The organism is Acinetobacter chinensis (genome assembly GCF_002165375.2).
GTDB lineage: Bacteria > Pseudomonadota > Gammaproteobacteria > Pseudomonadales > Moraxellaceae > Acinetobacter > Acinetobacter chinensis.
The window spans coordinates 303573-320324 of record NZ_CP032134.1; the positions used below are offsets into that span (position 1 = coordinate 303573).

At 44.4% G+C, this 16752-nt stretch carries 10 protein-coding genes; 9 read left to right on the top strand and 1 reads right to left on the bottom strand.

All coding sequences use genetic code 11. From position 1 onward, the window contains the following. The first annotated feature begins 178 nt into the window (after positions 1–178). From rpoB to CDG60_RS02270, 3 genes are all read left to right on the top strand, one after another. The gene (gene rpoB, locus CDG60_RS02260) at positions 179–4267 is read left to right on the top strand and encodes a DNA-directed RNA polymerase subunit beta (protein WP_087512584.1); all 4089 of its coding nucleotides are present in this window, start codon (positions 179–181) and stop codon (positions 4265–4267) included. Positions 4268–4423: 156 nt separating this feature from the next. After that, positions 4424–8626, top strand: a complete 4203-nt coding sequence (gene rpoC / locus CDG60_RS02265; RefSeq protein ID WP_087512585.1) for a DNA-directed RNA polymerase subunit beta' — start codon at positions 4424–4426, stop codon at positions 8624–8626. Between the two features lie 410 nt (positions 8627–9036). Next, the gene (locus tag CDG60_RS02270; protein WP_087512719.1) at positions 9037–9399 is read left to right on the top strand and encodes a DNA transfer protein p32; all 363 of its coding nucleotides are present in this window, start codon (positions 9037–9039) and stop codon (positions 9397–9399) included. Between the two features lie 54 nt (positions 9400–9453). On the opposite strand, the gene CDG60_RS02275 is transcribed toward CDG60_RS02270, so the two are convergent. Continuing rightward, positions 9454–9933 (bottom strand): PaaI family thioesterase, encoded by a 480-nt coding sequence (locus CDG60_RS02275; RefSeq protein ID WP_087512586.1) that lies wholly within the window; start codon positions 9931–9933, stop codon positions 9454–9456. 117 nt (positions 9934–10050) lie between these two features. On the opposite strand from CDG60_RS02275, the gene CDG60_RS02280 reads away from it, so the two are divergent. The 6 genes from CDG60_RS02280 (at position 10051) to htpG (ending at position 16734) form a co-directional block, all read left to right on the top strand. After that, positions 10051–10923 carry an alpha/beta fold hydrolase gene (locus CDG60_RS02280; RefSeq protein ID WP_087512720.1) on the top strand — a complete coding sequence of 291 codons (873 nt, stop codon included), beginning with the start codon at positions 10051–10053 and terminating at the stop codon, positions 10921–10923. A 119-nt stretch (positions 10924–11042) separates the two neighbouring features. Continuing rightward, entirely contained in the window at positions 11043–12455 is a 1413-nt protein-coding gene (locus CDG60_RS02285) for a Na+/H+ antiporter family protein (RefSeq protein WP_087512587.1), read from the top strand. Between the two features lie 240 nt (positions 12456–12695). Continuing rightward, positions 12696–13307 (top strand): OmpW/AlkL family protein, encoded by a 612-nt coding sequence (locus CDG60_RS02290; RefSeq protein ID WP_087512588.1) that lies wholly within the window; start codon positions 12696–12698, stop codon positions 13305–13307. 300 nt (positions 13308–13607) lie between these two features. Then, on the top strand, positions 13608–14228 hold the full coding sequence (locus CDG60_RS02295; RefSeq protein ID WP_087512589.1) for an OmpW/AlkL family protein: 621 nt from the start codon (positions 13608–13610) through the stop codon (positions 14226–14228). A 150-nt stretch (positions 14229–14378) separates the two neighbouring features. Further along, positions 14379–14723 (top strand): lysozyme inhibitor LprI family protein, encoded by a 345-nt coding sequence (locus tag CDG60_RS02300; RefSeq protein ID WP_087512590.1) that lies wholly within the window; start codon positions 14379–14381, stop codon positions 14721–14723. A gap of 91 nt (positions 14724–14814) precedes the next feature. Further along, positions 14815–16734: a molecular chaperone HtpG gene (htpG, locus tag CDG60_RS02305; protein WP_087512591.1), complete on the top strand. Its 1920-nt coding sequence runs from the start codon at positions 14815–14817 to the stop codon at positions 16732–16734. Positions 16735–16752: the final 18 nt, after the last annotated feature.

Below are 16752 nucleotides of genomic sequence, written 5' to 3' on the forward strand. Positions count from 1 at the left end.
TGATTATGTAAGTTAAATCAAACGCTTAACAATGTTTTTTGTGGTTGAAAAATATTGTTAAGCGTTTTATACCACTGAAAATTGCAGCATTTGTAAAAAGTGGTGGCCATATCGGCCTGCGTCATTACTTCTGAACCCGTTCTGCAGGCGGGTTCAGTTTACTTTCCGAGGACTCCAGATGGCATACTCATATACCGAAAAGAAACGGATCCGTAAGAATTTTGGTAAATTGCCGAGCGTCATGGACGCTCCGTACTTGCTCGCGATTCAAGTTGACTCGTACAGAACGTTCTTACAAGGCGGCAAAACACCAAAAAATCGCGAAGATATCGGTCTTCAAGCTGCATTTCGTTCAGTTTTTCCTATAGAAAGTTATTCTGGCAATGCTGCTTTAGAATTTGTTGAGTATAGTCTTGGTAAGCCTGAGTTTGACGTTCGCGAATGTATTCTTCGTGGCTCAACTTATGCAGCACCAATGCGCGTAAAAATTCGTCTGATCATTAAAGATCGCGAAACCAAGTCGATTAAAGACGTACGCGAGCAGGAAGTGTACATGGGTGAAATGCCACTCATGACTGAGAATGGTACTTTTGTGATCAACGGTACTGAGCGTGTAATCGTATCTCAGTTACACCGTTCACCTGGTGTGTTCTTCGATCATGACAAAGGCAAAACGCATTCCAGCGGTAAAGTGCTTTATTCAGCACGTATCATTCCTTACCGTGGTTCATGGTTAGACTTTGAGTTTGATGCCAAAGATCTGGTATATGTTCGTATTGACCGTCGTCGTAAACTGCTTGCAACAGTTGTTTTACGTGCACTGGGTTACAGCAACGAACAGATCCTGGAAATGTTCTACGAGAAAGTACCTGTTTACCTGGATATGGGCAGCTACCAGATTGACCTGGTGCCTGAACGTCTTCGTGGTGAAATGGCGCAGTTCGATATTGTTGACAATGATGGTAAAGCGATCGTTGAACAGGGTAAACGTATTAATGCACGTCATGTACGTCAGATGGAAGCTGCGGGTTTAACTAAGCTTTCTGTACCTGATGAATACCTGTATGAGCGTATTACTGCTGAAGATATCACTTTACATAATGGTGATGTGATTGCTGCCAATACTGTGCTTAGCCATGAAATCATGGTGAAAATTGCAGAAGGCGGAATCAAGCAGTTCAATATCCTGTTTACCAATGACATTGACCGTGGTCCGTTCATTGCAGACTCTTTACGTGCAGATACAACATCCGGTCGTGAAGAAGCACTTGTAGAAATCTACAAAGTGATGCGTCCAGGTGAGCCACCGACTAAAGAAGCAGCTGAAAATCTGTTCAATAACTTATTCTTCTCAACTGAGCGTTATGACTTATCGCCAGTGGGTCGTATGAAGTTCAACCGTCGTCTGGGTCGTCCATACGAAGTCGGTACAGATCAGAAATCACGTGAAGTTGAAGGTATTCTGTCTAACGCAGACATTACAGACGTACTGAAAACACTGGTTGAAATCCGTAACGGTAAAGGCGAAGTCGATGATATCGATCACCTGGGTAACCGTCGTGTACGTTCAGTTGGTGAAATGACAGAAAACCAGTTCCGTGTAGGTCTGGTACGTGTTGAACGTGCGGTAAAAGAGCGTTTATCACAGGCTGAAACAGATAACCTGTCTCCACAGGATCTGATCAATGCAAAACCTGTTGCAGCTGCAATCAAAGAATTCTTTGGTTCAAGCCAGTTGTCTCAATTCATGGATCAGAACAACCCATTGTCTGAAATTACACACAAACGTCGTGTATCAGCGCTCGGTCCTGGTGGTCTGACACGTGAACGTGCAGGCTTTGAAGTACGTGACGTACATCAGACTCACTACGGTCGTGTATGTCCGATTGAGACTCCTGAAGGTCCAAACATTGGTTTGATCAACTCACTTTCAGTTTATGCGAAATGTAATAACTTCGGTTTCCTGGAAACTCCATACCGTAAAGTTGTTGATGGTCGTGTAACGGATGATGTTGAATATTTATCTGCGATTGAAGAAGTGGGTACTGTGATTGCACAGGCCGATTCGATTGTTGATAAAGAAGGTAATTTACAGGAAGAATTCGTATCTGTACGTCACCAGGGCGACTTCGTACGTATGCCTCCTGAAAAAGTAACGCATATGGATGTATCTGCTCAGCAGGTTGTATCTGTTGCTGCGTCACTGATTCCGTTCCTTGAACACGATGATGCCAACCGTGCATTGATGGGTTCAAACATGCAGCGTCAGGCTGTTCCTACATTGCTTGCTGACAAACCATTGGTTGGTACTGGTATGGAAGCAAACGTAGCGCACGACTCTGGTGTGTGTGTGATTGCGAAACGTGGCGGACGTATCGAGTTTGTTGATGCTTCCCGTGTGGTTATCCGTGTTAATGAAGACGAAATGATCGCTGGTGAAGCAGGTGTGGATATCTACAACCTGATTAAATACACCCGTTCGAACCAGAACACCTGTATCAACCAGAAAGTGCTTGTAAGCCTGGGTGATAAAGTAGGTCGTGGTGATGTTCTTGCTGATGGTCCATCGACTGACGGTGGTGAACTTGCACTTGGTCAGAACATGCGCGTCGCGTTCATGACCTGGAACGGTTATAACTACGAAGATTCGATCTTACTTTCTGAGCGTGTGCTTCAGGAAGATCGTCTGACTTCGATTCATATTCAGGAACTGTCATGTGTAGCACGTGATACCAAGTTAGGTGCAGAAGAAATTACTGCTGATATTCCTAACGTGGGTGAAGCTGCGCTGTCTAAGCTGGATGAATCAGGTATTGTTTACATTGGTGCTGAAGTAACTGCGGGTGACATCCTTGTTGGTAAGGTAACACCTAAAGGCGAAACGCAATTAACACCGGAAGAAAAACTGCTTCGTGCAATCTTCGGTGAAAAAGCAGCTGATGTTAAAGACTCGTCTTTACGCGTTCCATCAGGTACGAAAGGTACTGTGATTGATGTTCAGGTGTTTACACGTGATGGCATCGAAAAAGATGAACGTGCTCAGGCAATTGAAAAATCTCAGCTTGATTCTTACCGTAAAGATCTGAAAGAAGAATATAAAATATTCGAAGAAGCTGCTCGTGAACGTATTGTTCGCTTGTTGAAAGGTCAGGAATCCAACGGTGGTGGTACAACACGTCGTGGTGACAAACTGACTGAAGATCTGTTGTCAGGTCTTGAGCTGGTTGATCTGCTTGAAGTACAGCCTGTAGATGAAGGTATTGCAGAGCGTCTGACTCAGATCCAGGTATTCCTGAAAGAAAAGAGCATTGAAATTGATGAGAAGTTTGCTGAGAAAAAACGCAAACTTTCTACAGGTGATGAACTGACAACGGGCGTACTGAAAGTTGTTAAAGTTTACTTAGCTGTTAAACGTCGTATTCAGCCTGGTGATAAAATGGCGGGTCGTCACGGGAACAAGGGTGTTGTATCCAACATTCTGCCTGTAGAAGATATGCCGCATGATATCCATGGTGTGCCTGTTGATATCGTGTTGAATCCACTGGGTGTACCATCACGTATGAACGTGGGTCAGATTCTCGAAACTCACCTGGGTATGGCAGCAAAAGGTCTGGGCGAAAAAATTGACAAGATGTTGCAGCAGCAGCGTACTGTTATTGAATTACGTGAATTCCTGGACAAGATCTATAACAAAGTTGGTGGTGAGCAGGAAGACCTGGACAGCCTGACTGATGATGAGATCCTGGTTCTGTCTGGTAACCTGCGTAAAGGTGTTCCATTAGCGACTCCAGTATTTGATGGTGCTGAAGAAAGTCAGATCAAAGATCTGCTTGAACTTGCAGACATTTCACGTACTGGTCAGACCGTATTGTATGATGGACGTACAGGTGAGCGTTTCGACCGTCCTGTAACTGTCGGTTATATGTACATGCTGAAACTGAACCACCTGGTTGATGACAAGATGCATGCGCGTTCTACAGGTTCTTATTCACTTGTTACACAACAGCCACTGGGTGGTAAAGCTCAGTTCGGTGGTCAGCGTTTCGGTGAGATGGAAGTCTGGGCACTTGAAGCATACGGTGCAGCTTATACACTGCAGGAAATGCTGACTGTGAAGTCGGATGACGTTGAAGGTCGTACCCGCATCTATAAGAACATTGTAGATGGTAACCATTATATGGATCCGGGCATGCCTGAATCGTTCAACGTATTGACCAAAGAGATCCGTTCTTTAGGTATCAACATTGAACTGAAAAATGGTGACTAAGAAATCTCCCCCAGCCCCTCTTTGAGAAAGAGGGGAGAAGTCCCCCTTTAAAAAGGGGGATTTAGGGGGATTTCGAGATTCCCTGAACTCAGTGAAAAAACAATATTTGTGACCCAGTTGTAGAGTGAAAATCTCCACAACACACGGAGAAAAAAATTGAAAGACTTGCTCGATATCATGCGCAAAAAGACGGATTCAGACGGTCATGCTCCAGTTGAGTTTGACCGCATCCGTATTGGTCTTGCGTCACCAGAAATGATTAAGTCATGGTCTCATGGTGAAGTTAAAAAGCCTGAAACCATTAACTACCGTACGTTCAAGCCAGAACGTGACGGTCTGTTCTGTGCCAAAATCTTTGGTCCAGTAAAAGATTACGAATGCTTGTGCGGTAAATACAAGCGTATGAAATACAAAGGCGTCATCTGTGAAAAATGTGGCGTTGAAGTAACAACTGCGAAAGTTCGTCGTGAGCGTATGGGTCACATCGAACTGGCTTCTCCAGTTGCACATATCTGGTTCTTAAAATCACTTCCGAGCCGTATCGGTCTGTTACTTGACATGACTTTACGTGATATCGAACGTGTATTGTATTTCGAATCTTATGTAGTTACTGACCCAGGTATGACTCCATTTGAGAAATACCAGCTTTTAAACGATGAAGAATACTTCAACGCTTTGGAAGAACACGGTGATGAATTCACTGCGAAAATGGGTGCAGAAGCCGTTCAGGACCTGTTGAAAGACATCGACCTTGAAAACGAAATTTCACGTTTACGTGAAGAAATTCCAAATACAACGTCTGAGACTAAGCTGAAAAAAGCGTCTAAGCGTCTGAAACTGATGGAAGCGTTTAAAGAGTCAAACAACAAGCCAGAATGGATGGTGATGAATGTACTTCCAGTACTTCCACCAGATCTTCGTCCGTTGGTTCCGCTTGAAGGTGGTCGTTTTGCGACTTCTGATCTGAACGACCTTTACCGTCGTGTGATCAACCGTAATAACCGTTTGAAGCGTCTTCTTGACCTTGCAGCACCAGATATCATCGTACGTAACGAAAAACGTATGTTACAGGAATCTGTAGATGCGTTGCTGGATAACGGTCGTCGTGGTCGTGCAATTACAGGTTCGAACAAACGTCCTCTTAAATCTCTGGCTGACATGATCAAAGGTAAACAGGGTCGTTTCCGTCAGAACTTACTTGGTAAGCGTGTTGACTACTCAGGTCGTTCAGTAATTACTGTAGGTCCTACTTTACGTCTTCACCAGTGTGGTCTTCCGAAGAAAATGGCACTTGAACTGTTCAAGCCATTCATTTTCGCAAAACTGCAGGCTTCTGGTCAGGCAACAACCATTAAAGCTGCGAAGAAAATGGTTGAACGCGAAACGCCAGAAGTATGGGACGTTCTTGCCTCTGTAATCCGTCAGCATCCAGTGATGCTGAACCGTGCGCCGACACTTCACCGTTTAGGTCTTCAGGCATTTGAACCTATTCTGATTGAAGGTAAAGCAATCCGTCTTCACCCACTCGTCTGTGCTGCGTTCAACGCCGACTTCGATGGTGACCAGATGGCGGTTCACGTACCATTAACACTTGAAGCTCAGTTAGAAGCTCGTGCGTTAATGATGTCAACCAACAACATCCTGTCACCTGCAAACGGTGAGCCGATCATCGTTCCTTCTCAGGACGTTGTCTTAGGTTTGTATTACATCACCCGTGATGCGATCAATGCCAAAGGTGAAGGCATGGTGTTTGCGGATACTGATGAAGTAAACCGTGCGCTTGCAACTGGTCAGGTGGATTTACACGCTCGCGTTAAAGCACGTGTACACCAGACGGTGATCAATGAAAATGGTGAACGTGAACAGCAGACGATTGTTGTTGATACGACGCCAGGTCGCTGTCTGCTTTGGGAAGTTGTTCCTGAAGGGATGGATTTCCAGCAGATCAACCTTGAGATGACGAAAAAGAACATCTCTAAGCTGATCAACTCCTGCTACCGTAAACTGGGTCTGAAAGATACTGTTATCTTCGCTGACCAGCTGATGTATCTGGGCTTCCGTCAAGCAACACGTTCAGGTGTTTCTGTCGGTATGGAAGACATGCTGATTCCACCAACGAAACAGGTCATTATTGAAAAAGCAGAAACTGAAGTTCGTGAAATTGAACAGCAGTTTGAGCAAGGCTTCGTAACGGCTGGTGAACGTTATAACAAAGTAGTCGATATTTGGGCACGTACAAACGACCAGGTAGCGAAAGCGATGATGGATAACCTGTCATACACCACTGTTAAAAATAAACAGGGTGAAGACGAGAAACAGAAATCATTCAACTCGATCTACATGATGTCTGACTCCGGTGCCCGTGGTTCGGCAGCTCAGATCCGTCAGCTTGCAGGTATGCGTGGTCTGATGGCGAAACCGGATGGTTCGATCATTGAAACACCGATTAAAGCAAATTTCCGTGAAGGTCTGACAGTACTTCAGTACTTCATTTCAACACACGGTGCGCGTAAAGGTCTGGCCGATACAGCACTGAAAACTGCAAACTCCGGTTATCTGACCCGTCGTCTGGTAGACGTTGCACAGGATCTGGTAATTACTGAGCCTGATTGTGGAACACTGGGCGGTCTTGTAATGACTCCGTTCATTCAGGGTGGTGATGTCATCGAGAACCTGGGTACGCGAGTACTGGGTCGTGTAGTTGCTGAAGATGTAAAACGTGCTGGCACTGATGAAGTTCTGCTTCCACGTAATACATTGATTGATGAAAAACTGGCTGCATTCCTCGAAGACAACGGTGTCGACGAAGTTAAAGTACGTTCAGTTGTAAACTGTGAATCAACTTTCGGTGTCTGTGCGAAATGTTATGGCCGTGACCTTGCACGTGGTCATCAGGTGAACCCTGGTGAGTCAGTCGGTGTTATGGCTGCACAGTCCATTGGTGAACCGGGTACACAGTTAACCATGCGTACATTCCACGTGGGTGGTGCTGCAAGCCGAACTTCTGCTGCAAACAGCGTACAGGTACGTAACAAAGGTACAGTACGTTTCCATAACGTGAAAACTGTTCAACATGCCAAAGGTCACCTGGTATCTGTTTCCCGTTCAGGTGAAATCGGTATTGCAGATGAGATCGGTCGTGAGCGTGAACGCTATAAATTGCCATACGGTGCATCCATTTTGTTGAAAGATGGCGAAGCTGTGGAAGCAGGCGGCATCGTGGCAACATGGGATCCGCATACACATCCACTGGTAACAGAAGTTGCCGGTAAAGTACGTTTCAGCCAGATTGTTGATGGCGTAACTGTGACATCGAAAACTGATGATGCAACAGGTATGACCACGATTGAAATCTTACCAGTGACTTCACGTCCTGCGTCAGGTAAAGACATGCGTCCTGCTGTTGTACTGGATACAACGGATGGTGGCGAGCAGTTCTACTTCCTGCCACAGAACACGATTCTTTCTGTCCGTGACGGTGAAACAATCGGTGTCGGTGACGTTATCGGTCGTGTTCCACAGGAATCATCACGTACCCGTGATATTACCGGTGGTCTGCCGCGTGTAGCCGATCTGTTTGAAGCACGTAAACCGAAAGAGCATGCAATTCTTGCTGAAATTTCTGGTATCGTCAGCTTCGGTAAAGAAACTAAAGGTAAGAACCGTTTAGTGATTACTCCAGATGATGGTTCAGAGATCTACGAAGAGCTGATTCCGAAATGGCGTACCATGAACGTGTTTGAAGGCGAACATGTAAACCGTGGTGAAACTGTTTCTGATGGTCCACAGAACCCGCATGACATCTTACGTCTGAAAGGTGAAGTGGCGTTGACGAACTACATCGTGAACGAAGTTCAGGACGTTTACCGTCTGCAGGGTGTAAAAATCAACGATAAGCACATCGAAGTGATCGTACGTCAGATGTTACGTAAAGTTGATATCACTGATGGCGGTGATACAAGCTTCATTAAAGGTGAGCAGGTTGACTACATCCGTGTGATGCAGGAAAACCAGGCTGTGCTTGCACAGAACAAGTTCCCTGCGAAGTTTGAACGTCAGCTGATGGGTATTACCAAAGCATCGCTTTCTACTGACTCGTTCATCTCTGCTGCATCGTTCCAGGAAACAACACGAGTGTTGACTGAAGCTGCTGTGACAGGTAAAGAAGATGATTTACGTGGTCTGAAAGAGAACGTTGTTGTGGGTCGTCTGATTCCAGCAGGTACGGGTCTTGCTTACCACCTTGAACGTCGTCGTCAGGAAGCGGAAGCTGCTGAAATGGCACTTCATAATGACTTCTCTGATGTTGATCAGGCATTAAGCCAGGCATTCAATGAAGAGTTCAATCAAGGTCTGTAATGTCCTGATGAACTGATTAAAAGGCACCTTCGGGTGCCTTTTTTTATGATCTGGATTTGTAGATCACAATGATGAATATAAGAAGAATTAAAATGGAACAGTGGGGTATGGATGGATAATACTGCTGCTGAAAGCTGCATTGAGACGGTTTATCTGTACAGATAGGGCAGAGGTGCGATTGATTATTTTCACCAATCACTCAACAGTACAGTCAGGTCTTAAAGAGTCAAGGCATGCCATGATTCAATGGATCTGTTGTCGGGTGACTCTGTAACAGGACGGACGTGCAATTGTGAAGAAAAGTGCTGCAATTGTGTATAAAAGAAAATGAAAAATAACATAATCCAGGCATTCTGAATTCTATAAAAGGCGTATGCTGAAACTAAGAAAACATGTTGGGAGAATCTGCCATGAAAAAAATGCTTATGGTTGCAGGATGTGCATTGTTACCTTTAATGATGCTTACAGGTTGTCAGAATATGTCAGCAAATGATCAGCGTATTGGTGCAGCTGCTCTGGGTGGCGCACTGGGTGGTGGCGCAGGGAATCATGTCGGTGGTGGTATTGGTGCAGCCGCAGGTGCAGGTGCGGGTGCAGCAGTCGGCAGTAAGACTCAGAATGGCTCCAACCGTAATGCTACTTATAGTGGCGTAGGTGCCGGTATTGGTTCAGTGGTTGGTAAAAGCATCTTTGGTGGTAACACCGGAGCTGCCATTGGTGGCGCACTGGGTGGAGGCGCTGGCGCTGCAATTGAGCAAAACAATCGCCGTTAATCTGAATATGTAAATTCAGCAATACTGAATGCGCCTGTTGATCGGGCGCATTTTTTATTGAGGTTTCGGTTTCTTTCTGCGGATATACAGTGTTTTCTCAACCTCAGCAATTCGGAGTCCGGCTTCATCAAAGATATTCACGGTGTAGTTGCGGTGTACAGGTGCATAATTTTCTGCAAGATTTTTAATATGCCGGATTTCCATAGCGTCGAGCTGTATATCAGCATAAACCGTACCACGTCCAGGGGACAGGAAGTGGATAGTGGCAGATCTGTCCCAGACAATATATTTGGACCCCAGGTGATGCATCATGAGCAGCATATAAAAAGGATCAATCATTGAGTATAGACTTCCACCAAAATGAACGCCGACAATATTCTGGTTTTTACGGGTCAGTGCCATTTTGACGCGGATGTGATAATTGGGCAGATCAATTTTATCAATTTCAATACCTGCACCACGGTAAGGGGCATAGTGATTGATCATGAATTTGGAGACAAAGGGGATTGTCACCAGTTTCTTTAAAATGCTCATAATGGTCAATTGTTTTTATTTCTGTTCAGACCATACTAGAGCAGAAAAATTGTTATGGCATTGATCACACTGCCATGGATGAATAATAAACAGTCAATAAGAATGGGAAAAGAATTCATGCAAGCACAGTCTCAATGGGTAAATACAACGGATCAACAGCGTTTGAATGTAAAAACCTGGGGTGATTCGGGTAAGCCTGCACTTGTCCTGGTTCATGGTTATCCTGATAATCAGGAAGTCTGGGAACCGGTTATTGAAAACTTAATACAGCATTTTTATATTGTCAGCTATGACGTGCGTGGAGCTGGAGCATCTTCTGTTCCAAAGCGTATCCGTGCTTACCGGCTGGAACAGCTTTCGCTTGATCTTGAGAGTGTCGTGAACAGCGTACTGGAAGGACGGTCTTTCCATCTGGCGGCACATGACTGGGGTTCAATTCAGTCTTGGGAATCGGTCACTGAAGCTAAATTCCGAGGAAGAATTCTGTCCTATACCACGATTTCAGGCCCTTGCCTTGACCATGCAGCCTTCTGGATGCGTGATCAGTTCAAACATCAGAAGAGTAAGTTTTTCAAGCAGCTGTTCAAATCCTGGTACATTGTAGCTTTTCAGCTTCCGATTCTGGCACCGACCGTCTGGCATTTATTCAATGCTGAACGCTGGGGGAAAGTGTTGAACCGTCTGGAAAAAACAAAAGGTTTGCCTTTGAACCAGAACATTTCCAAAGATGGTGAATATGGTATTGGATTATATCGTGCCAATTTTCTGCCACGTCTGAGTATGCCACGTCAGCGTCATGCCGTCTGTCCTGTACAGGCAGTTGTTTTAAAGCGGGATAACTTTGTCAGTCCAGAACTGATTGATGAAATGCCAAAATGGGTGGAAGATTTTTCAAGAGTCGATGTTGATGCCAACCACTGGGCTGTTTTAAGCCAGCCTGAACTGATTGCAGAACATATCAGCAGCTTTGCAATGAAGCACAACGGTTAATGAACTTACGATACTGTGCTGTCTGAAGAGAGCACAGTATCGGATTCAGCATGCAATTTACAGTTTCATTTAGCTGAATCTGATAAAATGCGGTTTTTTCGTCTTCCCTTAAAATTCACATGAATGCAGTAGTTATTGCGATTGCCGTGATGTTTCTTTTGTCACTGGCACGAGTTTCTGTTGTTTTGACACTGGTCATTTCAGCAATTATAGGTGGTCTCGTTGCGGGACTGAGTTTATCTGATACGGTCAGTGCATTTAATGCTGGACTGGGAGATGGTGCTGAAGTTGCTCTTGCCTATGCGGTGCTGGGAGCCTTTGCACTGGCATTGTCTAAATCAGGTCTGCCTGATCTGCTTGCGCATAAGCTGATTGGTCTGCTGGGTGCAGAAGTCACTCATGCACGTGCCCGTAAAGTTAAATTCTTCATGCTTGGAATTCTGCTGATCTCAGCGATCTGTTCTCAGAACCTGATTCCTGTGCATATTGCATTTATTCCTGTACTTGTACCGCCTTTACTGAAGGTGATGAACCACCTGAAACTTGACCGTCGTGCTGCTGCCTGTGTACTGACACTGGGACTGGTGGGGACTTATATTTTCCTGCCAGTAGGCTTTGGTGCGATTTTTCTTGAACAGATTCTGATGGGGAACATCAACAAAATTGGTGCCGCATCCAATCTGCATGTTGAACGGTGGATGATGCCTGCGGGTATGGCAATACCTGTACTGGGTATGGTGATTGGTACCTTGTTTGCCTTGTTTGTAACATATCGCAAGCCCCGTATTTATGAAGACCGTACAGTTAACCGTGTGACGACAATTGACCTGGATAAGCCGATTCGTGCAGGTGAAACCAGTCTTGCAGAAGATGCAAAAGAGTTGCAGCAGGAGGCTGATCAGGCACCTGTGATTGCGAAAAAAACCATTTTTATGGCCGTACTGGCGATTGTTCTGACACTTGTTGCACAGGTTTATTCGGGTTCGATGATTCTGGGTGGACTGGTTGGTTTTTCTGTACTGTCAGCATCGGGCATTTTCAAATGGCAGGATGCTGATGATGTGTTCGTGCAGGGGATGCGTATGATGGCTCTGGTTGGATTCATCATGATTTCGGCAGCAGGTTTTGCTTCTGTGATGACCCATACCGGTGATATCAATGGACTGGTCAATGGTGTGGTGCATCTGATCGGTGACAATAAGGCAATGGCTGCTTTCCTGATGCTGTTTATTGGTCTCTTTGTGACCATTGGTATTGGTTCATCTTTCTCAAGTGTACCTGTACTTGCAGTCATCTATGTTCCTTTGTGTGTACAGTTCGGCTTCTCTCCACTTGCGACAGTTGCGCTGATCGGTACTGCTGCGGCATTGGGGGATGCAGGTTCACCGGCATCAGATTCGACCCTGGGACCAACAGCAGGTCTGGGTGTGGATGGACAGCATGATCACATCTGGGATACGGTCATTCCGACCTTCATTCACTTTAATATTCCGCTGCTTGTTTTTGGCTGGATCGCGGCAATGGTGCTTTAAATCAGCATTATTTTTATTATAAACTTTAAATAATAAATCATATTAAAAAAGCTGGAATTATAACCATTAAATCAGATTAATAAGGTTGGTATTAAAACCAACCTTATTGGTCTGCTTAAAATAAATTATTTTAAATATCAATTGTTTGAAAATAAGTTTAATTTTCATGAATTAATAAGTCTTGCATATTAAAAATACTCATGTTTAATATGGCTTATTCATTCTGGAAGGTTGTTTAAAATGTTAAAACAAGCTGCTTTAATTGCATTAATGGGACTTTCTGCATCTGCTATGGCAGGTCAATGGCAAGTGAAAGTTGGTGGATCTGCAATTGCACCGACTCAGGACACAAAAATTCTTGGTGGTGCTGCAACTGTTGAAGCTGACAGTGAGCTTGCATTCACGCCATCAGTGGAATATTTCTTTAATGACAATTTCTCAGCAGAAGTACTGCTTGCTGCGCCAATCAGCCATGATGTAAGTGTTCGTTCTGCGGGTGAAGAAATTGCAGGTGTTAAATTAAAACATTTACCGCCAACAGTAACTGCAAAATACCACCTGAAAAACTCAACAGGCTTTACACCATATGTAGGTGTGGGTGCGACAGCATTTATTCCTTGGGATGAAGAAGCTTCAGGTGTACTTGCAGATACTAAAGTTAAAGTGAAAGAAGACTACGGTTATGCAGCTCAGATCGGCTTTAATTTCCAGCCTGCTGACGCAAAAAACTGGGGCGTTTTTGCTGACGTACGTTATGCAGACTTAAACCCTAAAGTTGAAACTGCGGTTGAAAAATTCAAACTGGATATTGATCCTGTGATCTATACAATCGGTTATAGCTACAAATTCTAAAATACTGAAAATCAGAAACCCGGTCATCGTACCGGGTTTTTTTATGTCCGATATCGGGTGCAAAATTTTAGATGATGACTGCTGATATATGCCGATCATGGTGTCACAGCTTTAAAATACCTTTGTTTAGCATTTATTGATTAAAAAACAATTTTTGATAAGAACATGGTGAATTATTATTTTTGAAAGTTTTCTGGTCAGATTAGATTGACTGTACGGGCAGATGAAGTCCTGAGCATATTCAAAGAATGGCTTGATATCAGGATGCTCAGTCAAATCAATTAAAAGAGATCAGAATATATGTTAAAAAAATCATTACTGCAGCATTCCATTTTCCTGATAGCCCTGGGTTGGGCTGTTATCCCTACTGCACAGGCTGGTAACTGGCAGCTCAAAGTTGGTGGCAGTTTACTGGCTCCGACTGAAAATAATGGCACGGTTGCAGGTGCGCAGGCTGATGTCAGCCATGAGTTTAACCTGACACCTTCGGTTGAATATTTTTTTGGAGATTCTCCTTTTTCAGCAGAGCTTTTGCTGGCCGTTGCACCGTTTCAGCATGATATACGTCTGAATGGTGTTGAATCCGCCACCTTTAAACATTTACCTCCTACGGTCACAGCCAAATATCATTTAAAGAATTCAACGCGATTCACACCCTATGTAGGGGTGGGTTTAACAGTCGCTGTTCCCTGGGATGAAAAACTTACAGGCAGTAACTCAAAACTTGAAGCAGATGTAACTTATGGTGCAGCAGGACAGCTTGGATTTAATTTTCAGCCGGCAGATGCGCAGAACTGGGGAGTATTTCTGGATGTCCGATATGCTCAGGTTGAAAGTGATGTCAAACTCGATGGCAAAGATATTGGTACACTTGAAGTGAATCCACTGGTGTATACACTGGGTTACAGCTACCGTTTTTAATGGTTGATGATTTTATTTCGTCTGATGCCTTTATTTCAGGTGATTATTTTCAGCTCTATACTAAAGTTACCAATTATGAGCAAATATGCCCTGTTAGATCACAAAAATAACAGTAAAGTTGCAGAATGATCGGTGGATTGAGTTGAGTGAATGAATACGTTGAAGTCAGTGTACGTGCTGGTTGCGGGTCTGCTTGCCATTCCTGCATACGCAGCAAGTTTTAACTGCGATAAGGCTCAGACAGAAACCGAATATGCCATTTGTGAACACAGAAAGATAAATGATGCAGATGTCCGCATGGCAACCACGTATCAGATTATCAAAAGACTGGTGCCCATGGGAACGCGTGGCGTTATTCAGGATGAGCAGATCAGATGGCTGCACATGCGTGATCAGTGCGGTAAGTCTGAAAACTGTCTGGATGAAGTGTATAAAATGCGTCAGCAGAAACTGGATCTTTATATGAATCGGGTCTATCAGCAGGGTCCTTTCTGAATTTTTTTTATTTTTCCTATTGAAATATTCTTAAGTCACTCCATTTCTAAAGCATTCGATAAAAAAGTGTTATGAATTTAAGGAGTGATTTATGAGCGAGCAAAGCGCACAAAAACATAGTTTTCAGGCTGAGGTGGCTCAGCTTTTACATCTGGTGACGCATTCACTCTATTCCAACCCTGAAATTTTCCTGCGTGAACTGATTTCCAATGCTTCCGATGCCTGTGACAAATTACGCTTCGAAGGAATCAATCATCCTGAATATTATGAAAATGATCCAGATCTGCATGTCCGTGTCCGTCTGGATAAAGACACAAAGACCATCACCATCTCAGATAACGGGATCGGTTTAAGCCTTCAGGAAGCGATTGATAATCTGGGGACGATTGCAAAGTCAGGCACCAAAGATTTCATGTCTAAACTGTCGGGTGACCAGAAGTCAGATGCCCAGCTGATTGGTCAGTTTGGTGTCGGTTTTTATTCAGGCTTTATTGTTGCTGAAAAAATCACGGTTGAATCGCGTCGTGCCGGTCTGCCTGAGACAGATGGGGTTCGCTGGATCAGTGGCGGTACAGGTGATTTTGAAGTTGAACAGATCACTAAGGCTTCACGTGGAACCGATATTATTCTGCATTTGCGTGATGATGCACTGGACTATCTGGAAAGCTATAAGGTTAAGCAGATCATCAATAAATATTCTGACCATATCAGCCTGCCGATTGAAATGCAGAAAGAAGAATGGGTGGAAGAAGACGCTGCTGAAGGTGAGGAGAAGAAGCCAGGTCAGTATGTTAAAACAGAGGAATGGGAAGCCATTAACTCTGCCAGTGCTTTGTGGACACGCAATAAATCTGAAATTACAGAAGAACAGTATGTGGAGTTCTATAAGAACCTGACTCATGATTTTGAGGCACCGCTGGCATGGGCACATAACCGTGTTGAAGGCAGTACTGAATATACTCAGCTGTTGTATGTACCTGCAAAAGCTGCAAATAATATTTTTACCCGTGAAGCCAAAGCGGGCATTAAGCTGTATGTCAAACGTGTCTTTATTATGGATGAGGCAGATAACCTGATTCCAAACTATCTGCGCTTTGTACAGGGCGTGGTGGACAGTGCGGACTTACCACTGAATGTCAGCCGTGAGCTTCTGCAGGAAAGCCGTGATGTGAAAACCATCCGCGAAGGCAATACCCGTCGTGTACTGACTATGCTGGATAATCTGGCGAAGTCGGAAGATGAAGCAGATCAGGAAAAATTCAAGGCATTCTATACTGAATTCGGTTCAGTCATTAAGGAAGGTCTGGGTGAAGACTTTGCCAACCGTGAACGTATTTTAAAACTGTTACGCTTTGCTACCTCTACTCAGGATGAAGTAGTCACTTCTCTTGAAGCCTATAAAGCACGTATGCAGGAAGGGCAGAAAGCAATTTACTACGTAACGGCTGACAGTCTGAGTGCGGCGAAAAATTCACCTCAGCTTGAACTGTTTAAGAAAAAAGGCATTGAAGTGCTGTTGATGGGTGACCGTGTCGATGAATGGGCGATGGAATTCGTGCATGAATTTGATGGCACACCTATGCAGAACGTTGCCAAGGGTGCTGTAGATCTGGGTGACTTACAGGATGCAGAAGAGAAGAAAGCGCTTGAGGCAGCCGCTGAGCAGTTTAAACCTGTAGTGGAAAAACTGTCAGATTCACTCAAAGCCAAAACCAAAGAAGTACGTGTCACCACACGCCTGGTGGATTCACCGGCTTGTCTCGTGACTGGAGAAGGTGAACTTTCTCCACAGCTGGTGCGTATGCTGAAACAGGCAGGGCAGGCAGTGCCAGAGTCTAAACCGATTCTTGAAATCAACCCTGAACATCCACTGGTTAAAAAATTGGAAGCTTCTGCGCAGTTTGATGATCTTGCCAATGTGATCTTTGATCAGGCGGTGATTGCAGAAGGGGGATTACCGGATGATCCTGCTGAATATGTAAAACGCATTAACAATTTATTGCTGAAATAAACCATATTCTGTTCTGTG

Bases quoted from the DNA above. Each gene is read 5' to 3' on its own strand.
- CDG60_RS02270 (WP_087512719.1), top strand. From the start codon at position 9,037: ATGAAAAAAATGCTTATGGTTGCAGGATGTGCATTGTTACCTTTAATG.
- CDG60_RS02275 (WP_087512586.1), bottom strand. From the start codon at position 9,933: ATGAGCATTTTAAAGAAACTGGTGACAATCCCCTTTGTCTCCAAATTC.
- htpG (WP_087512591.1), top strand. From the start codon at position 14,815: ATGAGCGAGCAAAGCGCACAAAAACATAGTTTTCAGGCTGAGGTGGCT.
- CDG60_RS02300 (WP_087512590.1), top strand. From the start codon at position 14,379: ATGAATACGTTGAAGTCAGTGTACGTGCTGGTTGCGGGTCTGCTTGCC.
- CDG60_RS02295 (WP_087512589.1), top strand. From the start codon at position 13,608: ATGTTAAAAAAATCATTACTGCAGCATTCCATTTTCCTGATAGCCCTG.
- rpoB (WP_087512584.1), top strand. From the start codon at position 179: ATGGCATACTCATATACCGAAAAGAAACGGATCCGTAAGAATTTTGGT.
- CDG60_RS02285 (WP_087512587.1), top strand. From the start codon at position 11,043: ATGAATGCAGTAGTTATTGCGATTGCCGTGATGTTTCTTTTGTCACTG.
- CDG60_RS02290 (WP_087512588.1), top strand. From the start codon at position 12,696: ATGTTAAAACAAGCTGCTTTAATTGCATTAATGGGACTTTCTGCATCT.
- CDG60_RS02280 (WP_087512720.1), top strand. From the start codon at position 10,051: ATGCAAGCACAGTCTCAATGGGTAAATACAACGGATCAACAGCGTTTG.